The organism is Yoonia sp. (assembly GCF_042093035.1).
Lineage (GTDB): Bacteria > Pseudomonadota > Alphaproteobacteria > Rhodobacterales > Rhodobacteraceae > Yoonia.
In genome coordinates, this window is record NZ_JBELFI010000016.1 from 18,051 (window position 1) to 32,567 (window position 14,517).

General features: G+C 57.8%; 13 protein-coding genes. 7 read left to right on the forward strand and 6 right to left on the reverse strand.

Features of this window, described 5'->3' with window-relative positions:
• Nucleotide 1 precedes the first annotated feature (1 nt).
• Nucleotides 2-2,098, forward strand: a complete 2,097-nt coding sequence (gene selD, locus ACFDSS_RS04180; RefSeq protein WP_375254506.1) for a selenide, water dikinase SelD — start codon at nt 2-4, stop codon at nt 2,096-2,098.
• Here selD and mnmH read toward each other — a convergent pair.
• The 3 genes from mnmH to ACFDSS_RS04195 all read right to left on the reverse strand — a co-directional run bounded on the left by mnmH (nt 2,085) and on the right by ACFDSS_RS04195 (nt 6,245).
• Nucleotides 2,085-3,137, reverse strand: a complete 1,053-nt coding sequence (mnmH, locus tag ACFDSS_RS04185; protein WP_375254507.1) for a tRNA 2-selenouridine(34) synthase MnmH — start codon at nt 3,135-3,137, stop codon at nt 2,085-2,087. The two genes, selD and mnmH, sit on opposite strands and share 14 nt — an antisense overlap.
• Nucleotides 3,138-3,431: 294 nt before the next feature.
• Nucleotides 3,432-5,024: a phosphoglycerate dehydrogenase gene (serA, locus tag ACFDSS_RS04190; RefSeq protein WP_375254508.1), complete on the reverse strand. Its 1,593-nt coding sequence runs from the start codon at nt 5,022-5,024 to the stop codon at nt 3,432-3,434.
• Nucleotides 5,025-5,072: 48 nt separating this feature from the next.
• The gene (locus ACFDSS_RS04195) at nt 5,073-6,245 is read right to left on the reverse strand and encodes a phosphoserine transaminase (RefSeq protein WP_375254509.1); all 1,173 of its coding nucleotides are present in this window, start codon (nt 6,243-6,245) and stop codon (nt 5,073-5,075) included.
• A 243-nt stretch (nt 6,246-6,488) separates the two neighbouring features.
• On the opposite strand from ACFDSS_RS04195, the gene serB reads away from it, so the two are divergent.
• Nucleotides 6,489-7,364, forward strand: coding sequence for a phosphoserine phosphatase SerB (gene serB / locus ACFDSS_RS04200; protein WP_375254510.1), 876 nt, complete (start codon nt 6,489-6,491; stop codon nt 7,362-7,364).
• A 42-nt stretch (nt 7,365-7,406) separates the two neighbouring features.
• Nucleotides 7,407-8,528, forward strand: a complete 1,122-nt coding sequence (locus tag ACFDSS_RS04205; protein ID WP_375254511.1) for a trans-sulfuration enzyme family protein — start codon at nt 7,407-7,409, stop codon at nt 8,526-8,528.
• On the opposite strand, the gene ACFDSS_RS04210 is transcribed toward ACFDSS_RS04205, so the two are convergent.
• Both ACFDSS_RS04210 and ACFDSS_RS04215 read right to left on the reverse strand, forming a co-directional pair.
• The gene (locus ACFDSS_RS04210; RefSeq protein ID WP_375254512.1) at nt 8,525-8,899 is read right to left on the reverse strand and encodes a rhodanese-like domain-containing protein; all 375 of its coding nucleotides are present in this window, start codon (nt 8,897-8,899) and stop codon (nt 8,525-8,527) included. The two genes, ACFDSS_RS04205 and ACFDSS_RS04210, sit on opposite strands and share 4 nt — an antisense overlap.
• A gap of 190 nt (nt 8,900-9,089) precedes the next feature.
• Entirely contained in the window at nt 9,090-9,776 is a 687-nt protein-coding gene (locus tag ACFDSS_RS04215; protein ID WP_375254513.1) for a response regulator transcription factor, read from the reverse strand.
• 160 nt (nt 9,777-9,936) lie between these two features.
• Between ACFDSS_RS04215 and ribA the strand changes: the two genes are divergently transcribed.
• The 4 genes from ribA to ACFDSS_RS04235 all read left to right on the forward strand — a co-directional run bounded on the left by ribA (nt 9,937) and on the right by ACFDSS_RS04235 (nt 12,562).
• Nucleotides 9,937-11,013, forward strand: a complete 1,077-nt coding sequence (gene ribA / locus ACFDSS_RS04220) for a GTP cyclohydrolase II (protein ID WP_375254514.1) — start codon at nt 9,937-9,939, stop codon at nt 11,011-11,013.
• 228 nt (nt 11,014-11,241) lie between these two features.
• Nucleotides 11,242-11,517, forward strand: coding sequence for a hypothetical protein (locus tag ACFDSS_RS04225; protein WP_375254515.1), 276 nt, complete (start codon nt 11,242-11,244; stop codon nt 11,515-11,517).
• Between the two features lie 16 nt (nt 11,518-11,533).
• Nucleotides 11,534-12,028, forward strand: a complete 495-nt coding sequence (locus ACFDSS_RS04230; RefSeq protein WP_375254516.1) for a L,D-transpeptidase — start codon at nt 11,534-11,536, stop codon at nt 12,026-12,028.
• 51 nt (nt 12,029-12,079) lie between these two features.
• Nucleotides 12,080-12,562: an RNA pyrophosphohydrolase gene (locus tag ACFDSS_RS04235; RefSeq protein WP_375254517.1), complete on the forward strand. Its 483-nt coding sequence runs from the start codon at nt 12,080-12,082 to the stop codon at nt 12,560-12,562.
• A gap of 23 nt (nt 12,563-12,585) precedes the next feature.
• Here the strand turns inward: ACFDSS_RS04235 and rnr are convergent.
• Nucleotides 12,586-14,517 (reverse strand): ribonuclease R (rnr, locus tag ACFDSS_RS04240; RefSeq protein ID WP_375254518.1); only part of this gene is annotated, 1,932 nt, incomplete at its 5' end.

Consider the following 14,517-nt stretch of genomic DNA (forward strand, 5'->3'; position numbering starts at 1 on the left):
CATGAACACGATCCCATTCACCCGTGACCTCGTCCTGATCGGCGGCGGGCATACCCATGCGTTGGTGCTTCGCCAATGGGGGATGAACCCTTTGCCCGGCGTGCGCGTGACAGTCGTCAATCCAGGACCAACGGCGCCTTATTCGGGGATGTTGCCGGGGTTTGTTGCAGGCCATTATACCCGTGCGGAGCTTGATATTGATCTGGTGAAGTTGGCCCGTTTTGCAGGCGCGCGCATCATCAATGGGTATGCCTCCGGTATCGATATTGCTGCGAAGACCATCACTGTCGCGGGGCGTTCGCCCATTGCCTATGATATTGCGGCGGTTGATGTGGGGATCACCTCGACCATGCCTGATTTGCCGGGGTTCGCCGCCCATGCGATTGCCGCCAAACCATTGGGCAAATTTGCCTCGCGGTGGGAGTCATTTCGAGAAACAGCCGACAGCCCACAGCTCGCGATTATTGGGGGCGGTGTTGCTGGCGCAGAACTTGCGACAGCGATGGCCCACGCCCTGCGGGACAAAAATCCGACGGTGAAGCTGATTGACCGCAGCCGTGTCCTTGCGGCGCTTGGTTATAAGGCGCGCAATATGATGATCGCGGCTCTGACCGACAATAATGTGGAGATCATTGAAGATGCCGAAGTGACTGAGATCTTCGCCAAAGGTGTCGTCCTCAATGATGGCCGCGTTATTCGCAGTGACTTCACCATAGGCGCAGCCGGCGCCAAGCCGCATGACTGGATCATTGACACCGGTTTGGATTTGCACGATGGCTTCATCAGTGTGGATGCGAACCTGCAATCGAGCGATCCAAGTTTGTTTGCGGTCGGCGACTGCGCGCATCTGACCGCCAATCCACGCCCCAAGGCTGGCGTCTATGCCGTCCGCGAAGCGCCAGTGCTTTTCGACAATTTGCGGGCCGTGTTGTCGGGCGGCGCGCTGGAGCCTTACAAGCCGCAACGGGACTACCTGAAACTCGTCTCTTTGGGCGATAAATCCGCGCTGGCTGAGAAGTTCGGCACCGCGCGGCAGGGCCCGCTGCTGTGGAAGCTCAAGGATTATATCGACCGCAAGTTCATGGACCAATTCGAGGCGTTGCCCGTGATGGCGCCACCAAGCCTGCCGCGCACGATTGCCTTGGGCGTGACAGAGGCGCTGGGCGACAAGCCGATGTGCGGCGGCTGTGGCGCGAAAGTCGGGCGCAAGGCGTTGCAGACTATCCTGAACGATCAGTTCGGCGATGACGCAGCCGAAATTCAACCCGGTCAGGTGATGAGCCCCGACCACCTACGTGCCTTGACCCATGACCCCGTTGTGATGACACGCATTGCTGCGATCCATGCGCTGGGCGACATCTGGGCGATGGGTGCGCAGCCACAGGCGGCGACCGCCAGTTTGATTTTGCCCCGTATGTCGGCGGACCTGCAGGAACGGACCATGGCCGAGATCATGACAGCCGCCAGCGAAGTGTTTGACGCAGCGGGCGGGAAGATTGTCGGCGGGCATTCATCGCTGGGGGATGAATTGACGATTGGATTCACCGTGACCGGACTTGTGAAAACGCCGATCACCTTGGCGGGCGCAAAGGTGGGTGACAAGCTCATCGTCACCAAACCGATTGGCAGCGGCACAATCATGGCGGCTGAAATGGCCGGCAAAGCGGATGGCGCTGACGTGATCGCCTGTCTGCAACTGATGGTTGAACCACAAGACAATGCCTCGGTGATATTGGGCAAGGTCCATGCGATGACGGATATCACTGGTTTTGGCCTTGCCGGGCATCTGCGCGGAATATGTGACGCTTCTGGCGTCGGGGCCGTAGTGTCGCTTGATGCAATTCCTTTGATGGAAGGCGCATTGGCGCTAAGCGCGGCAGGCGTGCGATCGTCGCTTTTTGAGGATAATCAGGCAGGGGCAGGTCCGATTGACGGCCCGGTCTTTGACCTGCTCTTTGACCCGCAAACTGCCGGAGGTCTGCTGGCCGCTGTCGCGCCACAGGACGCCGATACGCTGGTCGAACAGCTTCAGGCTGCGGGCTACAGGGCTGTGATTATTGGTGATATCACCGCAGGTAGCGCCCTCAAGACGCGTTGAGCAGTGCCGCGATCTGATCTGCGGCCCGTTCCTGACCGGCGCCGTCCAATGTCTCCGCCTTCACCTCGCCCAAAACCGCGCGCTGGTCGATCTTGCGCGATTTGGCATAGGACGGGTCGTAGTGTTCGACCATGAGCGCATGGGACAGATCAACCAGTGCCCCGGCCTTTGACAGCTCCACCCAACGATCAACCGTGGCATGGCCGCGCAATCTGCGCAGCGGCTCCAGCTTCTCGCTGACAGAAATCGGATCGGAGATGACCTCTTGGTAAGCCGTTGCAAGATACGCGGCGCGGGCAGACAGCGGGGCCTGAATGACAATGCGCGGGGCTGTGCGCATGGCGGCGAACACCGATGACGGGATTGCAATGCGCCCGATTTTGCTGCTTTCGGCCTCGACAACCACGGGGCGGGCAGGGTCCAGTTTGCTCAGCGCCACTGCCAGACCTGTCTCAAATGCTTTTTGTGCCGGCTGGCCACCGGGCATTCCGCCAAGCAATGAGCCGCGATGGCAGGCAAGCCCTTCCAGATCGATCGTCTGCACTCCACGTGCGGACAGGCGGGGCAGGATTTCTGTCTTGGCGGTGCCGGTATATCCATCAAGCAAGACAAGGCGATGGGCCAATGGGTCATCGTAAAGGCTGGCCTTCACGAGGCGGCGAAATGCAGTGTAGCCACCTTTGACCGTTTCTGCGCGCCATCCAATCTCTGACAGCAGCGTGGAGAAGACACCGGAGCGTTGCCCGCCTCGCCAGCAATAGACCAGCGGACGCCATGCGCCGTCCTTTTCCATCAAAGGGCCATCAATATGATCGGCCACATTGCGGATCACCATGCCTGCGCCGATCTTGCGCCCGTCAAAAGCACTGATTTGTGTGTAAATCGTCCCAACCTCGGCCCGCTGCTTATTTGACAACGCGGGCAAGTTGATCGCGCCGGGAATATGATCCTCAGCGAATTCCGCAGGTGAGCGCACGTCGATGACGGTGTCAAACCCGTGGTTCAGGATCGCATTGAGACTGGTGAATTGAATTGGCATAGACGCTCGTCTACGCGAGTTACCCCGCGGGCAAAAGGGTGGAAAGGCGTGCCCCCCCTCCAACGCCCCGCTGCCAGGCTGAAGAGATGGGCTGTGAAACCCGATATTTCGTCATCGGGTGGCCCCAGGTTGTCCAGCGGCGCGACAGTATTTCGGCCACACTCAGAAATCGTGCAAAATCCGGACTGAACGACGCAACACAGGACGTCTTGGGTGTGCGTGGGTTGCCCATTGCTCCGGCAGAATAGTCACCGCAATCGGAGCGGCTGCGGTGACAGGTGTTATTCGCACTGATTAGACGTTGAATTTCAACGGCTTGACCTGCTGGAAGAGGCCCGTGTCCTCCAGCGCTGTGACGGCGTGTGCGGGGACGGTTTCGTCAAGATAAAGCAGCGCGATCGCTTCGCCCTTCGCTTCTGAACGGCCAAGGGTGAAGTTCGCGATGTTGACGTTGTTCGCGCCCATCGTTGTGCCCAAAGCACCGATGATGCCCGGTCGGTCTTCGTTCGTCGTATAGACCATGTGTTCGCCGATCTCGGCATCAATATTAATACCCTTGATCTGGATAAAGCGCGGCTTGCCATCGCTGAACACTGTGCCGGCAACCGAACGCTCACGTTTCTCTGTCACTACGGTGACCTTGACATAGCCTTCAAACGAACCGGACTGGTCCTGTTTGGTGGTCGAGACTTTAATGCCGCGTTCCTTGGCAATCACCGGCGCGCTGACCATGTTGGTATCGGGGTTCGCCTTGGTCATGATGCCTGCAATCGTCGCGGCGGTCAGCGCCTTGAGGTTCATCTCACTGGCTTCACCGTCAAAGAGAATGTTGATCGCCTTGATCGGCTCATCTGTCATCTGACCAATGAAATTGCCCAGATGCCCGGTCAGCTTTATCCATGGCCCCATGATCTTGGCTTCTTCGGCGGTAACAGACGGCATGTTCAATGCGTTCTGCACAGCCCCGGTCAACAGATAGTCGGACATTTGTTCGGCGACTTGCAGCGCCACGTTTTCCTGCGCCTCGGTTGTTGCGGCACCAAGGTGAGGCGTTACAACGACATTTGGAAGATTGAAGAGTGGGCTGTCTGTGGCCGGTTCAACTGCGAAAACGTCCAAAGCCGCACCTGCCACATGACCGGACTTGAGTGCTTCGGCCAAAGCGGATTCATCCACCAGACCGCCACGGGCGCAGTTCACGATGCGCACGCCTTTCTTCAATTTGGCGATGTTTTCCTGAGACAGGATGTTTTTCGTTTGCTCGGTCAGCGGGACATGCATCGTGATGAAGTCGGCACGGGCAAGCAATTCATCAAGCTCGACTTTCTCGACGCCGATATCTGTGGCGCGCTCTTCGGACAGGAATGGGTCATAGGCGACGACTTTCATGCGCAACCCGTGCGCGCGGTCGATCACGATAGAACCGATATTGCCCGCACCGATGACGCCAAGTGTCTTGCCTGTCAGTTCCACACCCATAAAGCGGGACTTTTCCCATTTGCCAGCATGGGTTGACGCGTTCGCCTCTGGGATTTGACGTGCCACGGCCATCATCATGGAAATCGCGTGCTCTGCTGTGGTGATGGAGTTCCCGAAGGGCGTATTCATCACGATAATGCCCTTCTTGGATGCTGCGGGAATGTCCACGTTGTCCACACCGATACCAGCGCGGCCAATCACCTTGAGGTTGGTTGCAGCCGCGATGATTTTCTCTGTCGCTTTGGTGGCAGAGCGGATCGCGAGACCATCATATTGGCCGATGACCTCCAGAAGCTTGTCCTTGTCTTTGCCAAGGTCAGGCTGGAAATCCACGTCAATGCCGCGATCTTTGAAGATCTGCACAGCCGCAGGAGAGAGTTTGTCAGAGATAAGTACTTTAGGAGCCATTTTGCATGTCCTTTGAAGCGGCCACGAGGACCGTAAAATATTGAAGAGTTAGGCTTGAGCCGCGATTTCGGTCTCGAATGCCCATTCCAGCCACGGCAGCATTGCTTCGATGTCCGAGGTTTCAACCGTCGCACCACACCAGATCCGCAGACCGGCCGGCGCATCCCGATACGCACCGATGTCGAGGGCGATTTTCTCGGCCTCAAGCCTTTTTGCAACGGCCTTCGCGAATGTCGCGCCATCTTCGATACGCGCATCAGTGAATTTCAGGCAAACGGATGTATTCGACCGCGTCGCCGGATCAACTGCGAGGTTTGCGATCCATGGCTTTTCAGCGCAGAAATTCCAAATCGCTCGCGCATTCGCATTCGCGCGGTGCATCAATGCATCCAATCCACCGATGGAACGGCCCCATTTCATCGCAACAAGATAGTCTTCAACGGCCAGCATGGAGGGGGTGTTGATGGTCTCGCCCCGGAAGATGCCTTCGATCAGTTTACCACCTTTGGTCAGGCGGAAGATCTTGGGCAATGGCCAAGCAGGTGTGTAGTTTTCCAAACGCTCCACAGCGCGCGGCGACAAAATCAGCATCCCGTGCGCGGCTTCACCGCCCATGACTTTCTGCCAAGAAAACGTGGTCACATCGAGCTTGTCCCAAGGCAAGTCTTGCGCGAATGCAGCGGACGTCGCGTCACAAAGCGTCAATCCAGCACGGTCAGCAGGGATGACATCACCCGACACGACGCGCACACCGGACGTTGTGCCATTCCATGTGAAGCAAACATCATTGTCGTAATTCAGGGCTGCCATATCGACGATTTCACCATAGTCTGCGGTGTGGGTAGTTGCTTCGATCTTGAGCTGTTTGACCACATCAGTCACCCAGCCAGCACCAAAGCTTTCCCAGGCAACCATCTCTGCCGGGCGTTCACCCAAGAGCGACCACATCGCCATTTCAAAGGCGCCAGTGTCAGAGGCGGGCACGATGCCGATGCGATAGTCTGCTGGCACACCCAGTACTTCGCGCGTCAGGTCAATCGCTTCGGCCAGCTTCGCCTTGCCGACACCTGCACGGTGCGAGCGGCCCAAAGGCGCATCGGCAAGTGCTTGCAGTTTCCAGACGGGAGGTTTGGCACAAGGGCCAGAAGAGAAACGCGGATTGGCAGGCCGCAAAACAGGTTTGCGCGCGGTGTCGCGCGACGCCGGGGTAGTCGTAACCATCACTGGTATCCTCACAGATATGCGCCCTTCGTTGGGGAAGGGTGTCCCGACGCCACAGATAGAGGGGTGCTGATCGTGCTGCAACTGCGAAAACGCCCAAATTCGGCAGTTGGATATTTTATCGCGACATTTGCGACGCCGATCGGAAACCTCTCGCTCTGATCGCGTTTGCTGACTTTTAGGGGTGCCATCGCGCGCTGACTGGCGCTAGACCCATGCGCATCAACGCTATGGAGATCACCCATGCAGGTCGTCACACTGATAACCACTCCAACGGAACGCAATCTTGATGCGGCGCTGGTCGACAACTTGCGCAATGCGTGGGGCGGCGGTGATGCGAACTGGCTAGGCATTGATGAAGCTGCGGAGTTTGTTGTCCCGACAACGCCAGAGAATCGCTGGAGCGTTTGGGAAGACCTCCAGCAGGCTTGTGTCGATCTTGTTGTGCAACCGCTTCAAGGGCGGCGAAAGAAGATGCTTCTCGCTGATATGGACAGCACGATGATTCGGCAGGAATGCATTGACGAACTCGCCGCTGAAGCCGGAGTCGGCGCCCGTGTCGCTGACATCACCGTGCGCGCGATGAATGGCGAGCTTGATTTTGAGGATGCCTTGATTGAGCGCGTAGGCCTGCTCAAAGGCTTGCCAGAGACGATGATCGCGCAGGTGCTGGACCAGCGGATCACCTATATGCCGGGCGGCTATGAATTGGTCAGCACGATGAAGGCCAATGGCGCCTATGCGGCGCTTGTTTCGGGGGGCTTCACGGCGTTCACGACGCGGGTTGCGGCGGCACTCGGATTTGATGAAAATCGCGCAAATACGCTTATCGCGGCAGATGGGCAGCTCACTGGTGATGTGGGTCGCCCGATCCTTGGCAAAACCGCGAAGGTTGAGGCGTTGCAAGAGATCACAGCGCGCATTGGGATCAGCGCCGAAGATGTGATGGCCGTTGGCGACGGTGCGAACGATCTTGGGATGCTGAAATTAGCCGGCATCGGTGTTGCCTTGCACGCCAAGCCAACTGTGCAGGCCGAATGCGAGATACGCATCAATCACGGCGACCTGACTGCGCTGCTTTATCTGCAAGGTTACAGTCGCGATGAGTTTGTGAGTTAGTCAACGCTTGCATCTGGCCCTTGCTGCACGGCACAAAGCGTCATGGATAAGAATATGAAACCAGCGACTGTCGCCGCCCATGCTGCGGGCACAGGTGACCCACAGTCCGGCGGGGTTGTGCCTTCGCTCCAGCCATCGACCACCTTCACGCGTGATGATGACTACAAGTTGCATCGGACCGACAACATCTATTCGCGCGACGATTCTGACAACGTGCGGCAAGCAGAAGAGGTCTTGCGTTGCCTTGAGGGTGCCGAAGAGACGCGGTTGTTCCCCTCGGGCATGGCCGCGATCGCCGCTGTGTTTCGGACCTTGCCCAACAATGGCACCGCGATTGTGCAGTCCGGTATCTACTGGGGTACAACCGCGTGGACCCGTGATTTTTGCGCGCGTCGCGAAATCGCGTTGATTGAAGTTGACGCTGACGATCTGGTCGCAGCTTGCAAGGCCAAGTCGGCCGATCTGGTGTTTGTAGAAACGCCATCAAACCCTTGGCTGAAGACGGTTGATATTCAGGCGGTGAAGGCCGCCACCAAAGGCACAGTTGTCGTCGACGGCACCGCTGCGACGCCGATCCTGACGCGGGCGCTCGATCATGGGGCGGATATTGCGATGCATTCCGCGACGAAAGGGATCAATGGACACTCCGATGTCCTGGCGGGCGTGCTGTCGACACGGCAGGCGGATGCCACAATCTGGGGAACGATTAAGGCAGACCGCAAGATGGCGGGCGCGGTTTTGGGCCCGTTTGAGGCGTGGCTATTGATTCGCGCGATGCGCACATTGCCATTGCGAGTAGAGCGCATGTCGCAGAACGCGCAGACCTTGGCGGAGGCACTTTTGGTGCATCCCAACGTTGAAGATGTGTTCTATCCGGGCCTGCCACATCACCCCGGTCATGTGGTGGCTGCCCAGCAAATGCGGGGCGGCTACGGCTGTCTGATGTCTGTGCTGGTCAAAGGTGGTCGCACGGAGGCGCTGGCGGTTGTGGGCAAGCTGAAACTATTCTTGCGGGCCACGTCTTTGGGTGGTGTGGAAAGCTTGGTGGAACACCGGCACACGATTGAACCGCATACCGGTATTCCGGAGAATCTCATCCGGGTTTCGGTGGGAATTGAGCATATCGACGATCTGATCGCCGACTGGCTTTACGCGTTGGACTAATCCTCGATCGGGCCGCCTGCGGCTTTCCAGTCGCCGATGCCACCGATGTTGGTAACCTTCTCAAAACCCATGTCTTTCAAGGTCTTCCCTGCAAGTGCCGCTTGTCCGCCAGCTGCGCAGACCAGATAGAGATCGGCATCCTTTTGCAGCGCGTCATTGTGGGCTGGTGTCGCTGGATCAGCGGCGAATTCCAGCACACCACGGTTGATCCGGTGCGCACCCGCAATTGTGCCGCTCTGGGCAATTGCAGCGCTGTCACGGACGTCAATAAAGACGCCACCACCGGCCTTGTATTTTGCGATCGCCTCTTCGGCGCTTATGCGTGGCACAACGGCATTCGCCTCTTGCATGAAGTCTTTGGCAGCTTTCATTGGTCGTCTCCATTTGTCGTAGATTAGGGTAATGTAGTGTGCTGAGGGGAATACACCAGTGGCGAAAAAAAGCCCGGGCACGAAGCCCGGGCAAGTCCAACAGGGAGGTGGAGATTTACCCGATCTCCTGCGGGAACTAGGAGCGTCTGACGTAAGAAAAGGGGGGGCAATTCCCACATCAGACGACTTATCATGCCACCAGACGGTAACCGCCGGATTCGGTGACAAGAAGGCGCGCATTTGACGGATCTGGTTCAATTTTTTGACGCAGACGATAAATATGTGTCTCGAGCGTGTGCGTTGTCACACCGGCATTATAGCCCCAGACTTCATGCAGCAGCACGTCGCGGGCCACCACGCCTTCGGTCGCGCGATAGAGAAATTTGAGGATATTCGTCTCTTTCTCGGTCAGTCGAACTTTCTTTTCATCTTCTGTCATCAACAACTTTTGAGCAGGCTTGAACGTATATGGCCCAAGCTGGAATACGGCGTCCTCTGATTGCTCATGCGTGCGCAACTGGCTGCGCAAACGCGCCAGCAGAACGGGGAATTTGAACGGCTTGCTGATGTAGTCGTTTGCACCTGCATCAAGACCGTAAATCGTGTCGCTATCGCTGTCTTGCGCGGTGAGCATCACAATCGGGCACTTCACGCCTTGCTTGCGCATCAAGCGGCAAAGTTCGCGTCCGTCGGTGTCGGGCAGACCTACATCGAGGATCATCAGATCATAAAGGCCCTCTTTCGCTTTTATCATCGCGCTGGCGCCGTCGTCGGCCTCGAAAACGTCGAAGTCTTCGGTCATCAACAACTGTTCACCCAGCGCCTCGCGCAGGTCGTCATCGTCGTCCACCAGCAAAATTCTCTTGAGTTGCCCCACGACATCCTCCTGTTCTTTGTCTTGTCTAGACTTGTGCACTTGTTACGGCCAGAACAAGCAACAGGATGAAACTTTCACACGCTCGTGTGATAATTCGTGCAAATGTTTCACTTTGCCTGCGAAACGGCTATCAGTTGAAACAAATCAAAGGCTGTACGCGATGACATTCGCCCCCGACATCACAGAAAGGCTGGCCCGCGCCCGCGCAGACCTGCGCATGGGCGTGCCTGTTGTGTTGGAAGGTGGTGCGGTCGTCTTGGCCGCAGAGACCTTGGACGCCGCGCGTCTGGCCGATTTACGTAGCCTGCGCGGTGATGCTGTGTTGGCTGTGACAGCGTGGCGGGCACAGACCCTCAAGGCTGCTGCCTATGACGGTGATCTGGCGCGGATCGTCTTGCCTGCGGATGCGACATTGGCATGGGTACGTGCGATTGCAGACCCTGCTGACGATTTGCGTTCGCCGATGAAGGGGCCGCTTAAGGTGATGCGTGAGGGGCCGGCGGAATTACATCGCGCGGCCATCGCACTGACAAAGGCCGCCCGCTTGTTGCCCGCCGCCTTGGTGTTGTTGGTTGATGATGCAGCCATCTTCGCTTCCACCCATAACCTCACGCTGGTTCCCGCGAATGCTGCAATGGATACAGAGCTTAGCCCGTTGAACCCGATCATTTCCGCGCGATTGCCGCTTGAGGTATCAGAGAAGAGCAGGTTGCACATCTTCCGCCCCGATGATGGTGCAGAAGAGCATTACGCCATCGAAATCGGCAAGCCGGATCGCACCAAGCCTGTCCTGTCGCGGCTGCATTCGGCCTGCTTTACCGGCGACTTGCTTGGTTCGCTCAAATGCGATTGTGGCCCGCAACTGCGCGGGGCCTTGGCGCAGATGGGGGAAGAAGGCGCGGGTGTCTTGCTGTATCTCAATCAGGAGGGGCGCGGGATTGGGCTTGCGAACAAAATGCGCGCTTATTCCTTGCAGGACCAGGGCTTTGACACGGTCGAAGCCAACCACAGGCTCGGGTTTGAAGATGATGAACGCGATTTTCGGATTGGCGCTGAAATCCTGCGGCGGATGGGCTTCGCATCCGTGCGTTTGCTGACCAACAACCCTGCAAAGGTGGACCGGATGAATGCCTGCGGCATCACCGTGACAGAGCGTGTGCCGCTCAAGGTAGGAGAGAACGCGCACAACCACGCATATCTGGCGACGAAGGCCGCGAAATCCGGGCATTTGTTGTAGCAGATTGCCGGGCCGCTTGGGAAAGAGCAGTTGGATTGTCTTGCAATGATCGGCGACGCAAACGGCCAACAAACATTGACAACACACACCTGACTAGTGGCACAATGCAGACGTGCATCCTGAATTCAGATGCTTGGGACTCTGTGACTTGCCAATTCAGACAGCAGGCCGCAGCAAAGATAGGAGATGTCGATGACCTGTTGCTGTATGTGTGAGAACCGAAAGGAAATGGTCCAGTCAGCCAGTGATTGGATGAACGCGACAGGCACCGGGGAACGGCGTTCTGTGAGATTGTATTTTGAAGACGGCTACGTTGCCTCTGGCAGGTTCATTTCGTTGGACACAAATTTCTTTACATTCAGCAATGAACTGAACGCAGGGTCTGGTGCAGGAAATAGCAGCGACACTGCATGGCGGCGCGAAGACTTTCCCTATTGTGAAGTGAAACGGATCCAGCGTGATTTCTTCCGGGAATACGGCGCCGACAGCCCCTACCGCGAGTAGTTGACATCACGCCCTGATGAAACCTACCGATCTCGTTCTCACCCACACCCATGTGCGGTTCATGAACCGTCGCTTTCCTTGTACCATCGGGCGTGCCGGCCTGACGGCCCGCAAGAAAGAGGGCGATGGTGCCACGCCGCGCGGGACGCATCGCCTTGTGGGGATGCTCTATCGCGCGGACCGAATGGCGCGTCCTGCTGATTGGGCGCTGCCGATTGGACCGCGTGATTTGTGGTCGGATGATGTGGGGCATGATGACTACAACATGATGGTGCGGGCCCCTTATCCACATAGCCACGAACGGCTACGCCGCGCAGACCCGATGTATGATCTTGTCATCCTCACCGACTGGAATTGGCCTTATGCGGTCAAGGGGCGCGGTTCTGCGATCTTCCTGCACGAATGGCGGGGGCCGGGTCGCCCGACAGCGGGCTGTGTTGCGTTCCAGCGCGATCACTTGCGCTGGATTGCCGCGCGCATCCAGCACGACACCCGGCTTGTTATCGCATAATTTGAGCGCCAGTGAGCAATTCAGAATCTCGAGCAAAGTAGAAAGACCGAAATGACCCCCGAAGAAATTGCAAAGCTCCCTTACCGCCCTTGTGTCGGCGTGATGCTGGCCAATGCAGATGGCCAGGTGTTTGTAGCGCAGCGCAAAGACCGAGATACGGACGCTTGGCAGATGCCCCAAGGCGGCGTGGATAAGGGCGAGGACATGCGCGCCGCAGCACTGCGGGAGCTGGAAGAAGAAACCAGCATTGCGCCAGCTTTGGTAACGATAGAGGGCGAAACCGCTGGCCTGATCCGTTATGACATCCCGCACGCGCTGGTGCCGAACATCTGGAAAGGCCGCTATCGCGGGCAGGAACAGAAGTGGTATCTGATGCGGTTTAACGGGACCGACGCGGATATCGACCTTGAGACTGAACATCCCGAATTCACGACGTGGAAATGGATGTCGCCTGATGATCTGGTCGGCCGCATTGTCCCTTTCAAGCGCGCGGTCTATGAACAGGTGCTAGCGGAATTCGCGCCCCAACTCTGAGCGCCGCCCCCTATCGATGTACCCTACTTGCGCTGGCGTTTGACCTTGCGCGCGGTCTTGGCAGCCTTTTTGCGTGCCGAGCCGACTTTGCGTCGCGGTGGCTTGCCGCGCCCGCGTGATGGACCGCGCGGCATGATGCGGTCATCAATTGCGATCAACTCGACAATCAATCCGCCCGTCACAGGGGCCGCCTCCGCCAGTTTGACCGTCACGCGCTGACCGAGCCCGATCACAAGACCGGTGTCAGACCCCATCAGCGTCTGGCTTTCGGCGTCATAATGAAAATACTCTCGCCCCAATGTGCGGATCGGGATCATCCCGTCAGCGCCGGTCTCATCAAGTTTCACAAAGACACCAAACTTGGCGATGCCGCTGATCCGTCCGCTCATATCCGCCCCGATCCTGTCGGACAGGAAGGCCGCGAGATAGCGATCCGTTGTGTCCCGCTCTGCGGTCATTGAACGCCGTTCCGTGTCGCTGATCTGCTGGGCTGTATCGGGGAGATGCTCAATATCCCACGGGCTTAGCCCGTCCTTGTCCCAGCCATGCGCAGACACTAAAGCGCGGTGCACAATCAGGTCGGCATAGCGGCGGATGGGGGATGTAAAATGCGCATATGCGCGCAGGGCGAGGCCGAAGTGGCCGAAGTTTTCGGGATTGTAGTAGGCCTGCGTCATGGAACGCAGGGTCGCCATGTTGATAAGCTCATGGTTTTCCGTGCCCGCCGCGCCGGTCAGCAGCTTATTCAAATGCGCCGTTTTCAGAACCTGCCCTTTGGCCAGCACCAGTCCTGATGCATTGGCGACGTCGCGCAGGGCATCCAATTTTTCGGGGCTAGGCTCTTCGTGGACCCGGAAAAGAAGCGGTGATTTCTTGGCGATCAGTGTTTCGGCCGCCGCAACATTTGCCAGCACCATGAATTCTTCGATCAGGCGATGCGCATCGAGCCGTTCTTTGAATTGGACGGAGGTCACTTTGCCTGCATCATCCAAAACGATCTGGCGTTCCGGCAAGTCCAACTCAAGCGGTTGGCGGCTGTTGCGGGCTTTCATCAAGGCGGCGTAAGCACCGTAGAGCGGGGTGATGATCTCGTCCATCAACGGTGCTGTCTTGTCGTTTGGTTGACCATCAACGGCGGTCTGAACCTCTTCGTAGTTCAGAGATGCGACCGACTTCATCAAGCCACGGTGAAACTGGTGATCGATTTTGTTGCCTGCCGCGTCGATGCGCATGGCGACCGCAAGGCAGGCCCGTTCGACCCCTTCATGCAGCGAACACAGATCACCGGATAAACGGTCCGGGAGCATTGGCACGACGCGGTCTGGAAAGTAAGTGGAATTGCCCCGTTTGCGCGCCTCATGGTCGAGTGCGGAATTCGGGGTCACGTAGTGGGCGACATCGGCAATGGCGACCCAGATCACATAACCATCAGCGTTTTTGGGATCGGTATCGGCTTCAACATAGCACGCGTCATCGTGGTCGCGGGCATCCCAAGGATCAATCGTGACAAGCGGCATATCGCGCATGTCTTTACGTTTGCCCAGACCGGCGGGCTTGGCTGCATCCGCCTCTGCGATCACGTCATCAGGGAAGTGATCGGGAATGCCATGCTGGTGGATCGCGATCAAAGACACCGCGCGCGGTTCTGTGGGGTCGCCTAGACGGGCAACAATGCGCGCTTTGGGCAAACCCATGCGGCCCTTTGGCCCTGCCTGTTCTGCTTCAACGAGTTCGCCGTCCTTGGCACCGCCGACCGCACCGGCTGCAACCGTCCACTGCTTGTCAGCGCCCTTGTCGATGGGCAGCACACGCCCTCCTTCAGAGCCGGCGCGGAAAACTCCCAGAATACGCAGCGGGTTCGTTCCAATCCGGCGGATCATCCGACCTGTATGGCTATGATCCTCGGTTTGGTCAGCGGTCAGGCGGCCAAGGATACGATCACCCGCACCCAATGC